Origin of the sequence: Actinomyces radicidentis (assembly GCF_001553565.1) — a bacterium.
GTDB lineage: Bacteria > Actinomycetota > Actinomycetes > Actinomycetales > Actinomycetaceae > Actinomyces > Actinomyces radicidentis.
Genome location: NZ_CP014228.1, coordinates 1,027,959 through 1,045,531 on the forward strand (window position 1 = coordinate 1,027,959; position 17,573 = coordinate 1,045,531).

Sequence of the window (17,573 nt, forward strand, 5' to 3'; positions counted from 1 at the left end):
CACCACGAAGGACCACCATGACCACCCCCTCCCCCGCGCTCTCCGACCTCCACGCCTTCCTCACCGGCGCCCCCACGAGCCGCCCCGTCGTCTGGGTCGCCGCCGGGCTGCGTCCCGCCCCCGACGACCTGCCCGAGGACGCCCTCGTCATCGCCGCCGAGGAGCTGGAGACCGCTCCCGGCCAGGAGCTCCTCCTGCGCGAGGGCGAGCTCGACGCCGACTGCGAGCAGATCGTCGTCGACGACGCCCTCGAGATCAGCGTCATGGACTACGTCCTCGCCTCCTACCTGCCGTGCACCGGACCGACCCTCCTGCGCCTGGCCGGCGACGCCGACTGGGACGCCTTCCTCGAGGACGCCGACGACGCTGTCGCCACCGGCTACGTCCCGGACCACCTCCTCAGCCCCCTCGTCCTCCTCGAGGACGCCTGGCCCCTCGCCTCCGGCGACCTGCCCGCGGGCCGGTGCACCCTCACCGCCGACGGCGCCTCCCCCTGCCTGCCCGGCGCCCCGAGCCCCCTCGGGCGCGACACGGGCGGCCGGCCCTGGCTGCCCCGCTACCTCACCCTGGTCGCCGCCCTGCGCAGCGTGCGGACCCGGGACGCCCGCGACGTCGTCGTCTCCGGCCTGGGCGCCCGCCTCGGCGAGCACGCCCCCGCCGAGCTCACCGAGGACGCCCGCACGGCCGTCATCCTGCGCACCCAGGACGGCTACCGCTGCCTCCTGCCAGACACGGGGCGCTTCCTCAGCCTCCCCGAGCAGCTCGCCCTCCTCCTCGAGCTCGTCCTCACCCTCGGCCCGGACACCGAGACCCTCGCCGAGCGCACCGGCCTCTCACCCGAGCAGGTGCGCGCGGCGATGAGCGCCCTGGAGGAGGCGGGGATCCTCGGCCAGGCGGCGCTCGTCTGAGAGCCCACGAGCGGAACGCGGGGCGGGGTGCACGGCTGACCGTGCACCCCGCCCCGCGTTCCGCCGCGGGAGCCTCCGACGTCCGGCGGGGCCTCGGCCGATCGGCGGACCCGGGCGCCGTCGCCGGGCCCCGCACGACTGACCCGGTCAGCGGATCCCACCCGGCCCGCCAGGACGTTGAGTAGAGGCACCCCCTCGAGAACCCCTCCACAGAAAGGACGGACCGGTGCCCACTCTCATCGACATCGACCACGTCACCAAGCGGTTCCGCTCGACGACGGCCGTCGACGACGTCACCTTCTCCCTCCTGCCCGGCCAGGCCCTCGGGCTCCTCGGCCCCAACGGGGCCGGCAAGACCACCACGATGCGTCTCCTCCAGGGTGCGCTGCGCCCCAGCTCCGGCGAGATCACGATCGCCGGGCACCGCCCGCTCGAGGTCCCCCGGGTCGACCACGTCGTCGGCTTCGCCTTCGACGGCACCGGGCTCCCCGCGGGCCAGACCGTCGGGGACCACCTCGCCGCCCACCGTCTGAGCACCGGGGTCGGAGAGCGCCGCATGCGCTCCCTCATCGAGGAGTTCGACCTGGGCCGCCTCCTGCGCCGCCGCGTCAAGCAGCTGTCCACCGGCGAGCGCAAGCGCGTCAGCCTCGCCACGGCGATGACCGCCGAGCCCCAGGTCCTCGTCCTGGACGAGCCCACCAACGGCCTCGACATCGAGGGCGCCCACTGGATCCGCGAGGTCCTCCTCGGGCACGTCGCCTCGGGCGGCTCCCTGCTCGTCTCCAGCCACATCCTCTCCGAGATCGAGCGGGTCGTCGACAGCGTCGTCGTCATCAAGCAGCACCAGGTCTTCAGCGGAACCCTCGACGAGCTCCGCCTCCACGGCTCCTCCCTCGAGGACGCCTACCTGTCCCTCGTCAGCCCGACCACCAGGAGCCTCGCAGCATGAGCACCACCGCAGCCACCCGTCCCGTCCCCGCCGCCCGGCGAAGCGCACGCCACCGCGCCGAGCCCGCCGCGCGCACGCGCCGAGCCCGCTCGACGGCCGGCACCCCGCACCCGCTCCTCAGCGTGCTCCGATCCGGCCTCACGGACCGCAGCTGGCTCGTGTTCCTCCTCGTCGGGGCGGTCCTCACCACCATCTCCGCCCTCGGCAACGGCACGACCCTCCTCAAGGACGTCGCCGGCGCCGACCAGGCCGCCGTCGATGACGTCGCCCTCCGGATGACCCGCCTCGGCTTCGCCCTCCTCCTGTTCGTCTCCATGTGGAGCGCCACCCGGGTCACGAGCGACTTCCACGACGGGACCGTCACCGGCCAGGTCGCTCGCTACGGCGGCGTCGCCCGGCTCATGGCCCGCCAGGCGCTGGCCGCCCTGCCCGGGGGACTCGCCTTCGGTGTCGTCGGCGTCCTGACCGGCGCCGGGACGGCCGCGGTCATGCTCCACAGCAGGGGCCTCACGATGAGCCTGGACGAGAGCTTCTGGCGGACCGTCCTCGGCGTGGTCCTCGTGTCCGTCCTCGCGGCCCCGTGGGGCACCTGCTTCGGCTGGCTCCTGCGACGCACCGTGTCCACCGTGCTCGTCCTCGTCGCCTGGACCACCTTCATCGAGCCGGTGCTCATCACCTGGGTCCCCGTCCGCGTGGGCACCTGGATGCCCGGGAACCTCCAGACGCGCCTGTGCCTGGACCCGACCGTCGTCGGAGACGCCGGGGCCGTCGCCTCCGGAGCGGCCCTCGTCGGCTGGGTCCTCCTCCTGGGAGCCGTCACCGTGCTCGTGACCCGGAGGCGCGACCTCCATGGCTGGCACCGCCCTCGCGAGCCTGTACACCGGCGCCGGAGCCCAGCACTACCACGACCTCTGCCTCCACGACACGACCGAGGTCCAGGACGTCCTCGAGGCCCTCGCCGAGATCGACGACCCGGCCCTGGACGACCTCAGGGTGCTGGAGATGGCCAGCGGCTCGGGCCGGGTCACCCTCCCGATGGCGGCCGCCGGGCACCGCGTCCTGGCCACCGACCTGAGCGAGGACATGCTGGACATCCTCCGGTCGCGCCTGACCGAGCGGGCCGCGCTCCACGCCGGCATCGCCCAGCGCGTCGAGGTGCGCTGCGCGGACATGACGACCTTCACGGCGCAGGAGCGGTTCAGGGCCGTGTGCCTGCCGACCGTCTCCATCACGCTCCTGCGCGCCGAGCAGCAGCGCCGTGCGCTCGAGCGCGCGGCCCACCACCTCGCCCCCGGCGGCCGCCTCGTCCTGTCCACGACGACCGTCTCCCCGCAGGCGCCCACGAGCATCACGACCGCCCTCGGCGACGGCGTCAGCCTCACCGAGGAGGTCGACCGCGCACGCGGCACCCGTCGGACGGTCCTCACCTGGGGCGGGGAGACCTTCGTCAGCGAGCTCCACCTCGCCCCCGCCCCCCGCATCACCGTCCAGCTCACCGCGCTGGGCCTGGAGATCCTGTCCCAGCGCCCCACCCGCGGGACGCCCCTGTCCGGCCACGGCAGCGTCCTCATCGTCGCCGAGCGCCCCCGCGGGCTCTGACCCGCGCCCCCACCTCATCCCCCCCCTCTCGAGAAAGCCCCGTCATGGCCACCGCAGACAGGACCGCCCCCACCGCCCGGGCACCGCGGGCCGCCCGCCCCACCACCCAGTTCTTCGTCCCGCCCTCCGCCTTCTCCACGACGCCGTACCCCGTCGCGGCCCACGGCACCCGGATCCGCTACGCGGACGGCAGCGAGGCCCTCGACGGCATCTCCGGCCTGTGGAACGTCCCCCTCGGCTACGGTCACACGGGCGTCGCCGACGCCGTCCACACGGCCCTCCTCGAGGCCTCCTACCTCACGAGCTTCCGCGGCAGCCACGCCTGGGCGGACCGCGCCAGCCGCGCCGTCCTCGAGGTCGCCGGCACCGACCGCTACGACCGGGTCCTCCACACCACCTCCGGCTCGGCCGCCCTGGACAGCGTCATCAAGCTGTGCCGCCAGTACCAGCTCCTGCGGGGCGAGCCCTCGCGCCAGGTCCTCGTCACCCTCAAGGGCTCCTACCACGGAACCACCATGGGGGCGATGGCCCTCACCGGCGACGACCTGTGCCAGAGCGCCTACGGCGTCGACCTGCGCACCGTCCGCCACGTCGACCACCGCCGCCCCCGCGACCTGGCACGGCTCCTCGAGCGGGAGAGCGAGCGCGTCGCCGCCGTCGTCATCGAGCCCGTGCAGGGCTCCGGGACGCACGTCGTCGGCCGGGACTTCCTCGAGCAGGTCCTCGCCGGCCGGCGCGAGCACGGCTACCTCGTCGTCGCCGACGAGGTGGCCACCGGCTTCGGTCGCACCGGCCCCATGTTCGCCTCGGAGCGGTGGCCGGAGGCCCCCGACGTCCTCGCGTCCTCCAAGGGGCTGACCAACGGCACCCAGGCCGCCTCCGTCGTCCTCCTCTCCCCGAAGGTCACCCGCGTCCTCGACGAGGCCGACTCCCCCGTCATGCACGGGGAGACGCAGGCGGGGTCCCCCGCCTCCTGCGCCGCGATCCTCGCCACCATCGAGGCCTTCCGCTCCGAGGACGTCCTGCGTCGCGGCGAGCGCGTCGCCGCCCAGCTCGACGCCCGCCTCCGCGAGCTGGCCGACGCCGTCCCCGGGGCGCGCACCACGGGGGCCGGCTGCTTCCGCTCGCTCACGGTGCCGGGCCTCGACGCCGCCGGCGTCACCGAGCTCATCACCCGCTGCCGGGCCGCCGGCGCCGTGGTCCAGCCGGGTCCCAGCTCCTTCCAGGTCGTGCCGGCCCTGGTCTACGAGGAGGCGGACCTCGACCTCCTCATGGACCGCGTCCACCAGGCCGTCACCGAGGTCCTCGGCCTCAGGGCGGTGAGCGCGGCATGAGCGCGCCCGCGGCTCCGCCGGTCCTCCTGCCTCCCGCCTCCGGCCTCTGCGTCGGCCCCTGGGCCTCCTGCCTGACCCGGCGACCCGAGCTCGTCCTCGTCGACGACGCCGTCCGCGAGGACGTCGCCTCCGCGCTCCCCGCCGGCGCGAGGGTCGTCGCCGTCCACGGCACCGCCGACCTCCCGACGGTCCGCTCCACCGCCGAGGCGATCGAGAAGCAGGACCCCTCCGGCGTCCTGGCGGTGGGCGGCGGCGCCACGATGGACCTGGCGAAGCTCGCCCTCCTCCTCGCCGAGCACCCCGGGACCGCCCCACGGATCGAGCGCACCTCCCAGCGCTGCGGCCTCGTCAGCCTGGGGCGCCTGCCCCGACGCCGGCACCTCACCCTCGTCCCCACGACGACCGGGACCGGGTCCGAGTCGAGCGCGGGCGCCTGCTTCGACCACCCCTGGGGCGCCGACGGCGAACGGGCCCGCAGCCTCGTCGCCTCTCCGGCCCTCGCCGCCGACCACGCCGTCATCGACCCGGCCCTCCTCACCACCCTGCCCGACCGGCTCGTCATCGAGGGGCTCGTCGAGGCCCTCAGCCGGGTCCTGGCCCCCGCGGTCACGACCCCCAGCGCCCTGGAGCCCTGCGAGTGGGAGGCCGAGGCCCTGGCCGCGCACCTCCTCGCGCTGCTCGACCGGCTGCGCTCGGGCCGCTGCCCCACCGAGGAGCTGTTACGGGCGGCCGCGCTCGCCTCCTCCCTCACCCACCGCGGCTCCTCGCTCGCCGGGCGGGGAAGCGCCCCCTCCCCCGTGTGGTTCGTCGCCACCGAGCTGTCCATGGTGCTGGGGACGAGGAAGAACGTCGCCCTCGCCGCCCTGCTCGAGCAATGGGTGGCGCTGGTCCGCGCCGGGCACGAGGAGTGGGGGGATGCGGAGCGCCTCAACCGGCTCCTCCCCTCGGCCTCCCTCGACCTGGGCGGGCTCGGCCTGCCGACGGCGCTCGACGCTCCCCCGCACGCCCTGGAGCGGACCACCGACCGCCTGCGCGCCCGCTGGGGCGGGAGGCTGCCCATGATGGGGCGCTTCGCCCCCGAGCAGCTGGATCGCCTCCTCGCCCCGGTCCTCGGGGAGGCGGGGAGCCGTGACTGACTCGACGGCACCGGTCCGCGCGGGGGCCGGCGGTCCCGGGCTCCGAGAGGAGGCCGACCCGGCCGCGGTCCTCGACCCGCGCAACGGGATGGTCTCCGCCCCGCTGCTCCTGCCGCCCGCCGCCGGACAGAGGCTCCTGTGGTCGCTCGGGGCGCTCCCCCTCGACCGCGCGGACACCGGGGACTGCGTCCTTAGCCCGAGCACCCCGGGCGGTGTCCCTTTCCGGTCGGACGGGGCCGGGGCCTGCGGCCCCACGCGCCGCGACGTCGTCGTGCGCGCCGCGGGCGAGATCGTCGAGCGCTGGGCGGTCGCGGCCCAGGAGCGCGCCGGCGCGCCGCTCCTCTTCCCCGACGCCGGCCCCTCCGGCGCCGCCGCGGGCCCCACCGCGGACTTCTGCCGCGCCCGCGGGCTGCGCGAGCTCCTCGAGCGCGACGCCGCCATGCGCGGGTGGTACGCACCCGGGTCGGTGAGGCTGCTCGACCCCGCCGAGAGCCTGCTCCGGCTGGGGTCGATGACACGTGTCCTCGAGCGCCTCGCGGACGCCGACGTGGAGCTGGTGCCGGTCCTCCTGCCGTCACGGTGCACGAGCACCGTGGTCACCATGTACGCGCTCCTCGACGTCCCGCGCGAGATCGTCGCCTGCGGCCTGGGGTGCGACGCGGACCTGGAGGCCGCGCTGCGCACCGCCTCGCGCGAGGCCTGCCAGGTCCACGACTTCTACACCGGCATGCGGCGGAGCGTCGGCCGGCCTTCGGCGCCGGGCGCGGTGCGCAGCGAGACCGACCGGGCACGGTGGTGGGGCGCGGACGGCAACGTGGAGGCCTTCCGCCGGTGGCTGGCGGCCGTCGCGGACGCCGATGGCGCCGAGGACCTCCCCGCGGTCCCCTGGCGCGACCTCGAGGCGGGCACCCGCTTCACCGACCTCACCGGCTCCCTGCCCGACGCCGTCGCAGCGGCCGGGTGGCACGCCGGGCGGGTCGAGCACCCCGGTCTCGTGCCCCTCATCACGGACGAGACCGGCGACACCGGCCGGCGGCTGTCGCGCGGCGGCGCGCACGGGCTGCCACATCCCGTCATCTGAGTGCGGACGGCCGAGCATCGGCCGATCGAGTGACCCGATGGGCCGATCCGCACCGGCCCGAACCGTCCGAAGGTGGAGCAAGGAGAGTCCCACCAGCCAGGAGAGGAGGCACCGTGCGCGACGAGTCGAGCCGGCCGCTCTTCGTCCACGGGCGCGCGCCGTCCGAGGCCCCGCCCGCTGAGATCCGCTCCGTCCTGGAGGTCGTGGCGGTCCTGCGGGCCGACCCGGCGCTCCGGGTCCTGGAGATCGGGAGCGGTCGCGGGGGCGTGACCCTGGCCCTGGCCCGCGCGGGCGCGCGGGTGCTCGCCGTCGAGCCGGACCCGCTCGGCGCGGCGGCCCTCCGGGGCGTGCTGGAGGCCGCCGGGCCGGGGGCCTCGCAGGGGGTCGAGGTCCTCGTGGACGGGCCGTGCGGCCTCGCCCTGACCGAGCGCTTCCGCGCGGTCGTCCTCCCCGCGGCCGGGCTGACCCGTCTGGCCCGTCCCGAGCAGCTCGACCTCCTGGAGGAGGCCTCCGCCCTCCTCGCACCGGGCGGGTCGCTCATCGTCTCCACCGAGCACGTCACCCTCACCCGGGCGCGGACCACCACCGTGGACCTCGACGACGGCGGGCGCTACACGGAGGTCGTCGACCCGGCGCGCGGGCTGCGCCGCGCGGTCCTGACCGGATCGGGACCGCGCACCGTCCAGGAGGTCCACTCGGCCCCTCCCGCCTGGATCAGCGCCCGTCTGCGGGCGCTGGGCCTGGAGGTCGACTACCAGCACTCGGTCCCCGACCCCGTTCTCCGCGGTCACGCCGCCGTCGTCATCGCCGCGACCGCCCCTGCTCGCCGCTGACCGGCTCCGGCCGGGCCCTTCGGCCCACCGTCCCCGGGTCGACGAGCGGCATGCTGCGTGCGCGCGGTCCCCGAGGCCCTTCTGCGCCCTTCCGCGCGTACCGCGTCGGCTAGGGTCGACGTCGTCAGGCACGGCCACGGGTGAGGGGCAACCATGAGGCGGTTCGCGCTGCGCGCGGGACGGCACGGCGCACGGACCGCCGACCGCCCGGCCGTCGGCACCCGCATCCCCGTGTCCATCGCGGAGGCCTTCGCTCGGCGACGCACCCTCGTCGCCATCGCCGTGGTCTTCGCGACGGCGAACATCCTCATCAACGGGGTCCTCCCGCCCGCTGTACCACTCGCCGACTGGTCCTTCGTCCTCGTCGCCGGCGTCCTCCTCGTCCTCCTCCCCTTCCGGCCCCTGGCCACGAGCGTCGCCTACGCGCTGACCTGGGTGCTCCTGCTCATCCACCCCACGGCCTACGCGAGCGACCTCCTCGTCACGACCTTCCTCTTCTGCTTCCTCACCGTCTTCCTCCTGCTCAGGCCGCTCGGGGTGCTCATCGGCACCTCCCCCTTCTGGACGAGCGCCGTAACGGTCCTCGCCGGCGGCAGCCCCACCAACAGCGACGTCAACACGCTGTTCATCACGGGCATCACCTGCGGCGTCATGGTGCCCCTGGGCCTCATCGTGTGCGAGCTCGACGTACAGCGGCGCGCCGCCTCCGACACGCTCGAGTCGCTGCGGCTCGAGATCGCGCGCGAGATGCACGACCTCGTCGCGTACTCCATGTCGCAGACGGCGCTGCGCGCCCAGCGGGCCTCCCTCGACGAGCGGTACTCCCCGGAGGCGCGCCAGGAGTTCGCGGCCCTGGAGGCGACGGCCTCGGACGCCCTCCATGAGCTCCGGCTCCTGCTGCGCACCCTGCGGCACTCCACGCCCGACCTGTACCAGGACGTCTCCACGACGACCGGCCTGGGAGGGGGCACCACCGCCCTGCCCGTCGCCGTCCAGGCGATCGCCGACGACGTCGCCGCCGCCGGCTTCGACGTGACCTACCGGTGCGTCGGCCAGGCCGAGCCCTCGATGCTCCAGGCGAGCACCCTGTCACGGGTGGCGCGCGAGATGGGAGCGAACATCATGCGGCACGGCGACGCCGGCGGCCCGGTCACGATGACCCTCTCCCTCGGTCCGACGTCGCTCTGGCTGGTCAGCACCAACAGCATCGCCCGGAGCACCTCCCCGCTCCCGCGATCGGGCACCGGCACGCTCGGGATGCGGGAGCGCCTCAACGCCATCCAGGGGACCCTGACGACCCTGGCGGACGAGGACTCCTGGATCTGCACGGCGACCGTCCCCCTGTCCACCCACCAGCTCGGGGCGGCTGCCGTCGCGGCAGACGCTCCTCCTCCCGACCCTGCAACGGAGAAGCCATGATCCACGTCGGCATCGCGGACGACGACGCGCTCGTCCGCCACACCCTCACCGACCTCCTCGCCACGACCGACGACATCCGTGTGGCGTGGACCGCGTCCGACGGCCTCGAGGCCCTGGAGCACCTGCGCGACCCCGAGCGCGAGGAGGTCACGGTCCTCCTCGTCGACGTCCAGATGCCCCGGCTCGACGGGATCGCCCTGGCGGAGGCCCTCCACGAGGAGATGCCGGACATCGCGATCCTCATCCTCACGACCTTCGTCGCGGACTCGGTCCTCGACCGGGCTCTGGCCGCCGGCGTGCGCGGCTTCATCGCGAAGGAGGACCCCATCGGCACGCTCGCCGACACGATCCGGCACGTCGCCTCCGGGAACATGGTCCTGTCCCCCGCGTCCTCCGCCATCATCGGGCACCGTGTCCCGCCCGCCCTCGCCCCGTCGCCCGCGGCTCCAGTGCGGTCCGCTCCCGCTGCGGGCGCCCTCCCGCCCGCCGTGGCGCTCTCACCGAGGGAGCTCGAGGTCCTCAGCCTCATGGTCGAGGCGCTGTCCAACAAGCAGATCGCCAAGCGGCTCAACCTCTCCGAAGCGACCGTCAAGACCCACGTGTCCACGCTCATCGCCAAGCTCGGGGTCCAGGACCGTGTCGGCGCGGTCGTCCACGCGCTGCGCACCGGGCTGGTCTAACCCACCACCCATCGGAGGAGCGGAGATCACCGATCGGAGGATCCGATCGAAGGATGTGGCGGGGGTCTCCCTCACGGCAGGGTGATCCCTGTCAGACGGGCACCGCCCACCACGCCTCAGAAAGCGTCGCCACCATGCTCCTCCCCATCATCTGCAGCCCCATGTCGACCAACTCCCGCTTCCCCCCGTGGATGCCGTGGCACTGGTTCGGGTGACACGCGGCGCCGGGCCGCGCACGAGCCCTCGCCCGCACGCGCCGACTCCGCGCCGGACGTCCTCCCACCCCTCTGAGCCGCGTCAGCCCTCGACGAGACGCCGCTGCAGCTCAGCCCGGGCGCTCGGCGTCCCGGCCAGCAGCGAGCCGGGCTCGCGCACGTCGACGCGCGTCCCGTCCAGGCGGGTGACGACGGCGCCCGCCTCCGCGCACAGCAGCACCCCGGCGGCCACGTCCCAGGGCTGCAGCCGCGTGTGGACGAGGCCCGCGGCCCGCCCCGCGGCGACCTCGGCGAGCTCGAGGGCGGCCGCGCCGTAGCAGCGCATCCCGCGGGTCGACTCGCAGATCGCGGGCAGGTGGCGCAGGGCCGCGAACCCGTGGGCGTGAGCGATGACGACGCCATCGGCGAGGGGGACGTCCTCGACGCGGAGCAGGTGCGCGCCCGGCACGAGGCGGGCGACCTCCGCGGGGACGACGTCGGCGGGTGCGCCGTCTGCGGCGTCGGGCGCCGCGACCGACGGATCCGCGGAAGAGCCGTCGGCCACTGGTCGCCCGGCATCCGGGGCGCCGGCCACGGCGGCCGACGAGCCCGCCGCAGTGCCGTCGTCACCGTCGTCGAGCCGCGGCACGAGCCGCCCCTCCCAGGCACCCCTGCCCGCGAGCGCGACGTGGAGGCGGTCGTCGACCGGGTCCGCGACGATCCCGAGCACAGGCTCGCCGTCCTCGACGAGCGCGAGCGAGATCGCCCAGTGCCGGTGCACGGCGACGTAGTTGAGGGTCCCGTCGATCGGGTCGAGGACCCACACGCGCCCGGCCCAGGACTCGGCCGCGTGACCCTCCTCCCCCACGAGCGCGCAGCCGGTGGCCGCCAGCCGTCCCGCGATGAGGGCCTCGACGCCGCGGTCGACCTGGGTGACGACGTCGTTCCGGTTGCGCTTCGTCCCGATCTCGAGGGCCTCGCCGGGGTCGAGGGCGAGGCGGGCCCCGGCGCGCACGGCGTCGAGCGCCGTCGGGAGCAGGGTCAGCGGGTCGGGCAGGCCGGCCCCGGCGGCGGGGGCCTGCGGCTGCGTCGTCGTCATGCGTCCTCCTCGGGCGGTTCCGGTCGGTAGCCTATGACCCGGGCCATGCCTCACGAGGGCTGCCCACGGCCAGCTGCGCGACGGCGCGCGGCGCCGACCACCGCACGAGGAGACCCCATGCGTGCACTGCGCAAACCCGCCCCCGGCCCCGGCCTCGAGCTGCAGGACGTCCCCGAGCCGAACCCCGGCTTCCGCGAGGTCAAGATCCACGTCCTGCGCACCGGCCTGTGCGGCACCGACCTCCACCTCGCCGGCTGGGACGACTTCGCCACCGCCCAGCTCCACCCGCCGATGACGCTCGGCCACGAGTTCTACGGCGAGATCGTCGAGATCGGGCGCGGCACCGCCACCGACGCCACCACCGCCGACGACGACACCGACTACCTCTCCGTCGGCCAGCGCGTCAGCGTCGAGGGGCACATCACCTGCGGCCGCTGCCGCAACTGCCGCGCCGGACGCCGCCACCTGTGCATCCGCACCAACTCCATCGGCGTCAACCGCGACGGCGCCTTCGCCGACTACGTCGTCGTCCCCGCCCGCAACGTCTGGCCGCAGGACGACGCCATCGACCCCGACCTCGGCGCCCTCTTCGACCCCTTCGGCAACGCCGTCCACACCGCCCTCCAGTTCCCGCTCGCCGGCGAGGACGTCCTCGTCACCGGCGCCGGCCCCATCGGCGTCATGTGCGCCGCGATCGCCCGGCACTGCGGGGCCCGCAACGTCGTCATCACCGACCTGTCCGACTACCGGCTGGGGCTCGCCGACGCCGTCGGAGCCGTCACCGTCAACACCGCCCGGCAGGACCTGCGCGAGGTCATGGCGCGCCTCGGGATGACCGAGGGCTTCGACGTCGGCCTCGAGCTCTCCGGGGCGCCCGCCGCCACCCGTCAGATGATCGACGTCTGCAACCACGGGGCCCGGATCGCCATGCTCGGACTGCCCAAGGGCGGCTACGAGATCGACTGGAACCAGGTCATCACGCGGATGCTCACCATCCAGGGCGTCTACGGCCGCGAGATGTACGACACCTGGTACAAGGGCTCCTTCATGCTGGGCTCCGGCCCCGAGCTGCGCGACCAGGTGCGCGGCATCATCACCCACCGCTTCGCGCCCGAGCAGTGGGAGGACGCCTTCGACGCCGCGCGCTCGGGCGAGTGCGGCAAGGTCATCATCAACTGGGAGGACTGACATGTACGCCTTCAAGGAGGAGCTCGGAGCCGAGCTCGCCGCCATCCGCGAGGCCGGGACCTACAAGGAGGAGCGGGAGATCACGAGCGCCCAGGGCGCCGAGGTCGAGACCACCACCGGCTCCGCCCTCAACTTCTGCGCCAACAACTACCTGGGGCTGGCCGACGACGCCCGGGTGCGCGACGCCGCCCACGAGGCCCTCGACCAGTGGGGCTTCGGGCTGTCCTCGGTCCGCTTCATCTGCGGCACCCAGACACCGCACCGCGAGCTGGAGCGCGAGCTGGCCGACTGGCTCGGCACCGACGACGCGATCCTCTTCTCCTCCTGCTTCGACGCGAACGGCGCGATCTTCGACGTGCTGCTCGCCGCGGAGGACGCGATCATCTCCGACGAGCTCAACCACGCCTCCATCATCGACGGCGTGCGCCTGTGCAAGGCGGCGCGCTACCGGTACAGGAACGGCGACGTGGACGACCTGCGGGCACGGCTGACGGAGGCCCGCGCGGCGGGCGCGCGGCGGATCATGATCGCCACCGACGGCGTCTTCTCCATGGACGGCTCCTACGCGCCGCTGCCGGAGATCGTGGCCGTGGCCGAGGAGCTCGGGGCGCTCGTCATGGTGGACGACTCCCACGCCGTCGGTTTCATCGGGGCGACCGGCGCGGGAACGCCGGAGATGTTCGGGGTGGAGGTCGACGTGCTCACCGGGACGCTCGGCAAGGCGCTCGGCGGGGCGAGCGGCGGCTACGTGGCCGGGCCGCAGGAGGTCATCGACCTGCTGCGCCAGCGCGGACGCCCGTACCTGTTCTCCAACACCGTGGCGCCGGCGGTGGTCGGCGGGAGCCTGCGGGCGGTGCGGATCGCGCGGCACGCGGACGAGTCCCGCGCCCACCTGGCGCGAAACGCGGCGCTGTTCCGCTCCCTCATGGAGGAGGCCGGGTTCACGCTGCTGCCGGGAAGCCACCCGATCATCCCGGTCATGTTCGCGAGCGAGCGGGAGGCCGTGGCGATCGCGGACCGGATGCTGGCGGAGGGCGTGTACGTCATCGCCTTCTCCTACCCGGTGGTGCCCAAGGGGCGGGCGCGGATCCGGGTGCAGCTGAGCGCGGCGCACACGGAGGAGGACGTGCGCGAGTGCGTCGACGCCTTCGTCCGGGCCCGCGAGGCCGTCGCCGGGTGACGGTTGTCCACCAGGGCGCCTCAGAGGGCTGGAAGCCGGGCTCCTTCTCGGTTCCCAACCGTCTGACCTGCGGTGATGCACCGGCGAGCATCACCCCTGGCGTTCTGAGGCGCCCTGGTGGACAGCCGTCCCAACCCGAGGAGGGCCTGCTCGACCACGGGCACCGCCCGGCTGCTCATGACATCGTCGTACGTGAGACGAACAGTCGGCGTACCGCGGCCGAGCATGGCCTGGTCGCGGTGGCGGTCCTTGGTCCAGGGGCCCGGCGCAGAGTGGTAGGCGTAGCCATCGGTCTCCACGCAGAGGCGGTCATCCACGATCAGATCGACCTCACCCACACCTTCAACCACGACACCGGGGCGGACCGAGTGACCGGCGTCCTCGAGCTCCAGCCGTGCCACGGTCTCGATCATTGATCGGGCCTTCTCGCTGGCGCGAGCGAGGCGTCGGCGCGCCTGCGGGGCACCATGCCTGTTGCCCCGCAGGCGCGCTGCGATCTCCTCACGGGAGGCGAGCCCGCGGTTGAGGATCGCGTCCACGACGACGATGGACTGGACCTCGCTCGCGCACCTCAGCACCCGCGCGGCCAGGATCGGGGGCTCCACGACCGGCGGATCGAGCGGGCCCGGCAGCGTCAGTCCCTTCTCCCGGTGCACCTCACCGCGCTGCGTCCGCACGGGGCGTCCTCGCCTGTTGTCCATCGCCACGTGCGCCGGTCCGCCCGGCCCGTACCAGGGGAGCCCGTAGACCCGCGCGCCGGCCTCGCAGGTCAGGAGGACACCGTCCTCGTGGCAGCGGATGAGCTCCGGATCAGCGCCGGGCAGGTGGATGACGGCACTCCGCCGGATGACGGCGCCCTGCTCGACGAGATCTGTCAGGGCGCGGCGAGTCGTGCGGTCCAGATGAAGGTCAGGCGCCCTCAGTGCTCCGTTGGCGACGAGGAGCAAGTCGATGATCCTGCTGGCGGCCTCTGCACGTCTCATACAGGCAGCCTGCCGGTCGGTGGCACCGCAACGCCCGGGCGAGGCGGAGACCTGTGGAGAAGGTGTCCACGAGGGCGCCTCAGGAGGGTCAAGTCCCTTGTTGTGGTGTTCTTTCAGGCCGTCAGGGTGATGGGCTGGGTGGTGTCGGCGAGGGTGTGGGTGAGTCGTTGCATGGAGGTCTGGGACAGGTAGCGGCGTTCCCCGTACTGCCATTCCTCGTGCTGGTCGAGCAGGACGGCGCCGATAAGGCGGGTGACGCAGTCTGGGTTGGGGAAGACCTGGACGACGTCGGCGCGGCGCTTGATCTCGCGGTTGAGGCGCTCGATGGGGTTGTTGGACCACACCTTGACCCAGTGCTCCCTGGGCAGGACCGAGAAGGCGGTCAGGTCGGCCTCGGCGTCGGTGAGCATGTCGGCGACGTCGGGGAAGGAGGCGCGCAGGGAGTCGATGACCTGGTGGTAGGTGGCGCGCACGGCCTCGGGGGTGGTCTGGGCGAACACGGTGGAGATCAGGGCATTGACGGGCTTGGAGCGCACCGACCCCAGGTGGGAGGTGATGTTGCGGGCGAAGTGGACGCGGCAGCGCTGCCAGGCCGCTCCGGGCAGGATCGCCTTGACGGCGGCGCGGATGCCGGCGTGGGCGTCGCTGGTGACCATGACCACCCCGGTGGGGTCGGAGGGCGAGGGGGCCTTCAGGCCGCGCTCGCGCAAGGACCGCAGGAAGCTGGTCCAGAAGTCGGTGGACTCGCTGTCACCCACCGCCATGCCCAGGATCTCGCGGCGCCCCGCGGCTGAGACGCCGGTGGCGACCACGACGGCCTGGGAGACGACCCGATGCCCGACTCTCACGTCCAGGTAGGTGGCGTCCACGAACAGGTACGGGAACCACGTGTGGTCCAGGGGTCGGTTCAGGAACGCGCCGACAGCCTCGTCGATGTCGGTGCAGATCCGCGACACCGACGACTTGGAGATCCCCGACTCGCATCCCAGGGCCTTGACCAGGTCGTCGACCTTGCGGGTGGAGACCCCCTCGACCCAGGCGGTGGCGACCACGGCGTACAGGGCCTTGTCGATCCTCTTGCGGGGGTTGAGCAGACTGGGGAAGAAGGAGCCCTGGCGGAGCTTGGGGATGGCCAGGTCCACCTGTCCGGCGGTGGTCGCAACCGTCTTGGAGCGCTTCCCGTTGCGGCGGGTGACTCGCTCGGGGGTGCGCTCGTAGCGCGAGGCGCCGATGACCGCCTCAGCCTCGGCGTCAATGAGGTCCTGCAGTCCCGCGCCCAGCAGACGGCGGAAGACGTCATCGTGAGCCAGGTCGGGATCGGCCAGCACTTCCTGGATCAGCGTGGACACGGCAGACTTGGTGGCGGGCATCGTGGGAGCACTCCTAGTGAATCCTGGTCGAGAATCTGGGTCCCACGATGCCCACCCGACGACAAGACCGTCGACGCCGTGGACCCCGCGGGAATTGCCACCACGCTAAGGGACGCACCCCTCAGGAGCCCGGCCTCGGCCAACCGGACCGAGGCTCAGACCCCTGACCAGGGAAGACGCACGGGACCGACGAGTGCCGACAGTTCTGAGGCGCCCTGGTGGACAGCGCGCCTCACGCCGCGGCCCGCGCCGCCCGCCTCTGGTGCAGCCACCACGAGACCCCGAGCGCCAGCACCCACAGGGGGCTCCACGCCACGGCCGCACGGGTGTCGTCCGCGAGCGTCAGCGTCCAGGTGACGAAGACGAAGAACGCCAGGCACGCCCACGCGGCCGCCCGCCCGCCCGGCATCCGGAAGGCGCTGCGCGCCGCCAGCTGCGGCCGCAGCCGCCGGTAGCGCAGGTAGCACACGAGGATGACGCACCACACGAGGATGAAGAGCACGCTCGCCACCGTCGTGACGGCGGTGAAGGCCGCCATGATCGAGTCGGACACGTAGAGCAGCGGGATCGAGGTGAGCAGCGCCGCGCAGGTGAGCAGGAGCGCCGGCGCCGGGACGGAGCGCTTGGACAGCCGCGCGAAGACCGCCGGCGCCTGCCCGGCCTCGGCCAGTCCGAAGAGCATCCGGGAGGTCGAGTACATGCCGGAGTTGGCGCTCGAGGCCGCGGCCGTGGTGACGACGAAGTTGACGACGCTCGCGGCCACGCCCAGCCCGGCGAGCGTGAACATGGCGACGAAGGGCGAGGAGTCCGCGGAGACCTCGCGCCACGGGGTGACGCACATGATGGCGGCGAGGGCCCCCAGGTAGAAGAGCAGGATGCGCACGGGGATCGCGTTGATGGCGCGCGGGAGCGTCACCTCGGGGTCCTCGGCCTCGGCGGCGGTCGTCCCGATGAGCTCGGTGCCGACGAAGGCGAAGACGGCGATCTGGAAGGCGCCGGCGAAGCCGTTGAACCCGTGGGGGAAGAGCCCGCCGTCGTTCCAGAGGTTGGCGAGGGAGGCGTGGGCGCCGTTGGGCGCGGTGAAGCCGGTGGCGACCATCCAGACGCCGACGACGACGAGCGCCAGGATCGCGACGATCTTGATGATGGAGAACCAGAACTCGATCTCCCCGAAGGCCCTCACGGTGGTGAGGTTGAGGGACAGCAGCAGCGCCACGGTGACGACGGGCGGGATCCACAGCGGGAGGGTCGGCCACCAGTAGCGCAGGTAGCCGGTGATGACGACGACCTCGGCGACGGCGGTGACGAGCCAGCAGAAGTAGTAGGTCCAGCCGGTCATGTAGCCGGCCCAGGGGCCGATGAGGTCGTGGGCGACGTCGGCGAAGGACTTGTAGCGCAGGTCGGACAGGAGGACCTCGCCGAGCGCCCGCATGACGAGGAAGAGCGCCCCGCCGATGATGGCGTAGACGACGAGGACGCCCGGACCGGCGAGCGAGATCGTCTTGCCGGAGCCCATGAAGAGGCCGGTGCCGATCGCGCCCCCGATCGCGATGAGCTGGATGTGCCGGTTGGTGAGGTTGCGCTGGAGGTGCTCGTCGCCGGTGGCCACGGCCGTCCTTC

15 protein-coding genes are annotated in these 17,573 nt (G+C 73.6%); 11 read left to right on the forward strand and 4 right to left on the reverse strand.

The window, feature by feature from the left end; genetic code table 11:
- The first annotated feature begins 17 nt into the window (after positions 1–17).
- From AXF14_RS13920 to AXF14_RS04390, 9 genes are all read left to right on the forward strand, one after another.
- Positions 18–908, forward strand: coding sequence for a helix-turn-helix domain-containing protein (locus AXF14_RS13920; protein ID WP_067941144.1), 891 nt, complete (start codon positions 18–20; stop codon positions 906–908).
- Between the two features lie 226 nt (positions 909–1,134).
- Positions 1,135–1,857 (forward strand): ABC transporter ATP-binding protein, encoded by a 723-nt coding sequence (locus AXF14_RS04345; RefSeq protein WP_067941146.1) that lies wholly within the window; start codon positions 1,135–1,137, stop codon positions 1,855–1,857.
- 849 nt (positions 1,858–2,706) lie between these two features.
- Positions 2,707–3,456: a daptide-type RiPP biosynthesis methyltransferase gene (gene mpaM, locus AXF14_RS04360; RefSeq protein WP_067941152.1), complete on the forward strand. Its 750-nt coding sequence runs from the start codon at positions 2,707–2,709 to the stop codon at positions 3,454–3,456.
- A gap of 44 nt (positions 3,457–3,500) precedes the next feature.
- Complete coding sequence (gene mpaD / locus AXF14_RS04365; protein WP_067941154.1) at positions 3,501–4,790, forward strand: daptide-type RiPP biosynthesis aminotransferase; 1,290 nt, start codon at positions 3,501–3,503, stop codon at positions 4,788–4,790.
- Positions 4,787–5,926, forward strand: a complete 1,140-nt coding sequence (locus tag AXF14_RS04370) for an iron-containing alcohol dehydrogenase (RefSeq protein WP_067941156.1) — start codon at positions 4,787–4,789, stop codon at positions 5,924–5,926. The genes mpaD and AXF14_RS04370 overlap by 4 nt, the downstream gene beginning before the upstream one ends.
- Complete coding sequence (locus AXF14_RS04375; RefSeq protein WP_067941157.1) at positions 5,919–7,007, forward strand: YcaO-like family protein; 1,089 nt, start codon at positions 5,919–5,921, stop codon at positions 7,005–7,007. Before AXF14_RS04370 ends, AXF14_RS04375 begins: the two co-directional genes overlap by 8 nt.
- A gap of 113 nt (positions 7,008–7,120) precedes the next feature.
- The gene (locus AXF14_RS04380) at positions 7,121–7,840 is read left to right on the forward strand and encodes a class I SAM-dependent methyltransferase (protein ID WP_067941159.1); all 720 of its coding nucleotides are present in this window, start codon (positions 7,121–7,123) and stop codon (positions 7,838–7,840) included.
- A gap of 153 nt (positions 7,841–7,993) precedes the next feature.
- Positions 7,994–9,259: a sensor histidine kinase gene (locus tag AXF14_RS04385; RefSeq protein ID WP_084355348.1), complete on the forward strand. Its 1,266-nt coding sequence runs from the start codon at positions 7,994–7,996 to the stop codon at positions 9,257–9,259.
- Positions 9,256–9,939: a response regulator transcription factor gene (locus AXF14_RS04390; RefSeq protein ID WP_067941161.1), complete on the forward strand. Its 684-nt coding sequence runs from the start codon at positions 9,256–9,258 to the stop codon at positions 9,937–9,939. The genes AXF14_RS04385 and AXF14_RS04390 overlap by 4 nt, the downstream gene beginning before the upstream one ends.
- A 297-nt stretch (positions 9,940–10,236) precedes the next feature.
- Here the strand turns inward: AXF14_RS04390 and AXF14_RS04395 are convergent, their stop codons facing one another.
- The gene (locus AXF14_RS04395; protein WP_067941163.1) at positions 10,237–11,232 is read right to left on the reverse strand and encodes an inositol monophosphatase family protein; all 996 of its coding nucleotides are present in this window, start codon (positions 11,230–11,232) and stop codon (positions 10,237–10,239) included.
- A gap of 117 nt (positions 11,233–11,349) precedes the next feature.
- Between AXF14_RS04395 and tdh the strand changes: the two genes are divergently transcribed.
- Positions 11,350–12,420 (forward strand): L-threonine 3-dehydrogenase, encoded by a 1,071-nt coding sequence (gene tdh, locus AXF14_RS04400; RefSeq protein ID WP_067941165.1) that lies wholly within the window; start codon positions 11,350–11,352, stop codon positions 12,418–12,420.
- A 1-nt stretch (position 12,421) separates the two neighbouring features.
- The gene (locus tag AXF14_RS04405) at positions 12,422–13,600 is read left to right on the forward strand and encodes a glycine C-acetyltransferase (RefSeq protein WP_067941167.1); all 1,179 of its coding nucleotides are present in this window, start codon (positions 12,422–12,424) and stop codon (positions 13,598–13,600) included.
- Positions 13,601–13,620: 20 nt separating this feature from the next.
- Here the strand turns inward: AXF14_RS04405 and AXF14_RS04410 are convergent, their stop codons facing one another.
- The 3 genes from AXF14_RS04410 to AXF14_RS04420 form a co-directional block, all read right to left on the reverse strand.
- Complete coding sequence (locus AXF14_RS04410) at positions 13,621–14,547, reverse strand: hypothetical protein (RefSeq protein WP_211260134.1); 927 nt, start codon at positions 14,545–14,547, stop codon at positions 13,621–13,623.
- 149 nt (positions 14,548–14,696) lie between these two features.
- A complete protein-coding gene (locus AXF14_RS04415) occupies positions 14,697–15,953 on the reverse strand; it encodes an IS256 family transposase (RefSeq protein WP_067941169.1) in 1,257 nt (418 codons plus the stop codon).
- Positions 15,954–16,185: 232 nt separating this feature from the next.
- Positions 16,186–17,562, reverse strand: coding sequence for an amino acid permease (locus AXF14_RS04420; protein WP_067941172.1), 1,377 nt, complete (start codon positions 17,560–17,562; stop codon positions 16,186–16,188).
- Between the last annotated feature and the right edge of the window lie 11 nt (positions 17,563–17,573).

Bases quoted from the DNA above. Each gene is read 5' to 3' on its own strand.
- AXF14_RS13920 (WP_067941144.1), top strand. From the start codon at position 18: ATGACCACCCCCTCCCCCGCGCTCTCCGACCTCCACGCCTTCCTCACC.
- mpaM (WP_067941152.1), top strand. From the start codon at position 2,707: ATGGCTGGCACCGCCCTCGCGAGCCTGTACACCGGCGCCGGAGCCCAG.
- mpaD (WP_067941154.1), top strand. From the start codon at position 3,501: ATGGCCACCGCAGACAGGACCGCCCCCACCGCCCGGGCACCGCGGGCC.
- AXF14_RS04370 (WP_067941156.1), top strand. From the start codon at position 4,787: ATGAGCGCGCCCGCGGCTCCGCCGGTCCTCCTGCCTCCCGCCTCCGGC.
- AXF14_RS04385 (WP_084355348.1), top strand. From the start codon at position 7,994: ATGAGGCGGTTCGCGCTGCGCGCGGGACGGCACGGCGCACGGACCGCC.
- AXF14_RS04390 (WP_067941161.1), top strand. From the start codon at position 9,256: ATGATCCACGTCGGCATCGCGGACGACGACGCGCTCGTCCGCCACACC.
- AXF14_RS04395 (WP_067941163.1), bottom strand. From the start codon at position 11,232: ATGACGACGACGCAGCCGCAGGCCCCCGCCGCCGGGGCCGGCCTGCCC.
- tdh (WP_067941165.1), top strand. From the start codon at position 11,350: ATGCGTGCACTGCGCAAACCCGCCCCCGGCCCCGGCCTCGAGCTGCAG.
- AXF14_RS04405 (WP_067941167.1), top strand. From the start codon at position 12,422: ATGTACGCCTTCAAGGAGGAGCTCGGAGCCGAGCTCGCCGCCATCCGC.
- AXF14_RS04415 (WP_067941169.1), bottom strand. From the start codon at position 15,953: ATGCCCGCCACCAAGTCTGCCGTGTCCACGCTGATCCAGGAAGTGCTG.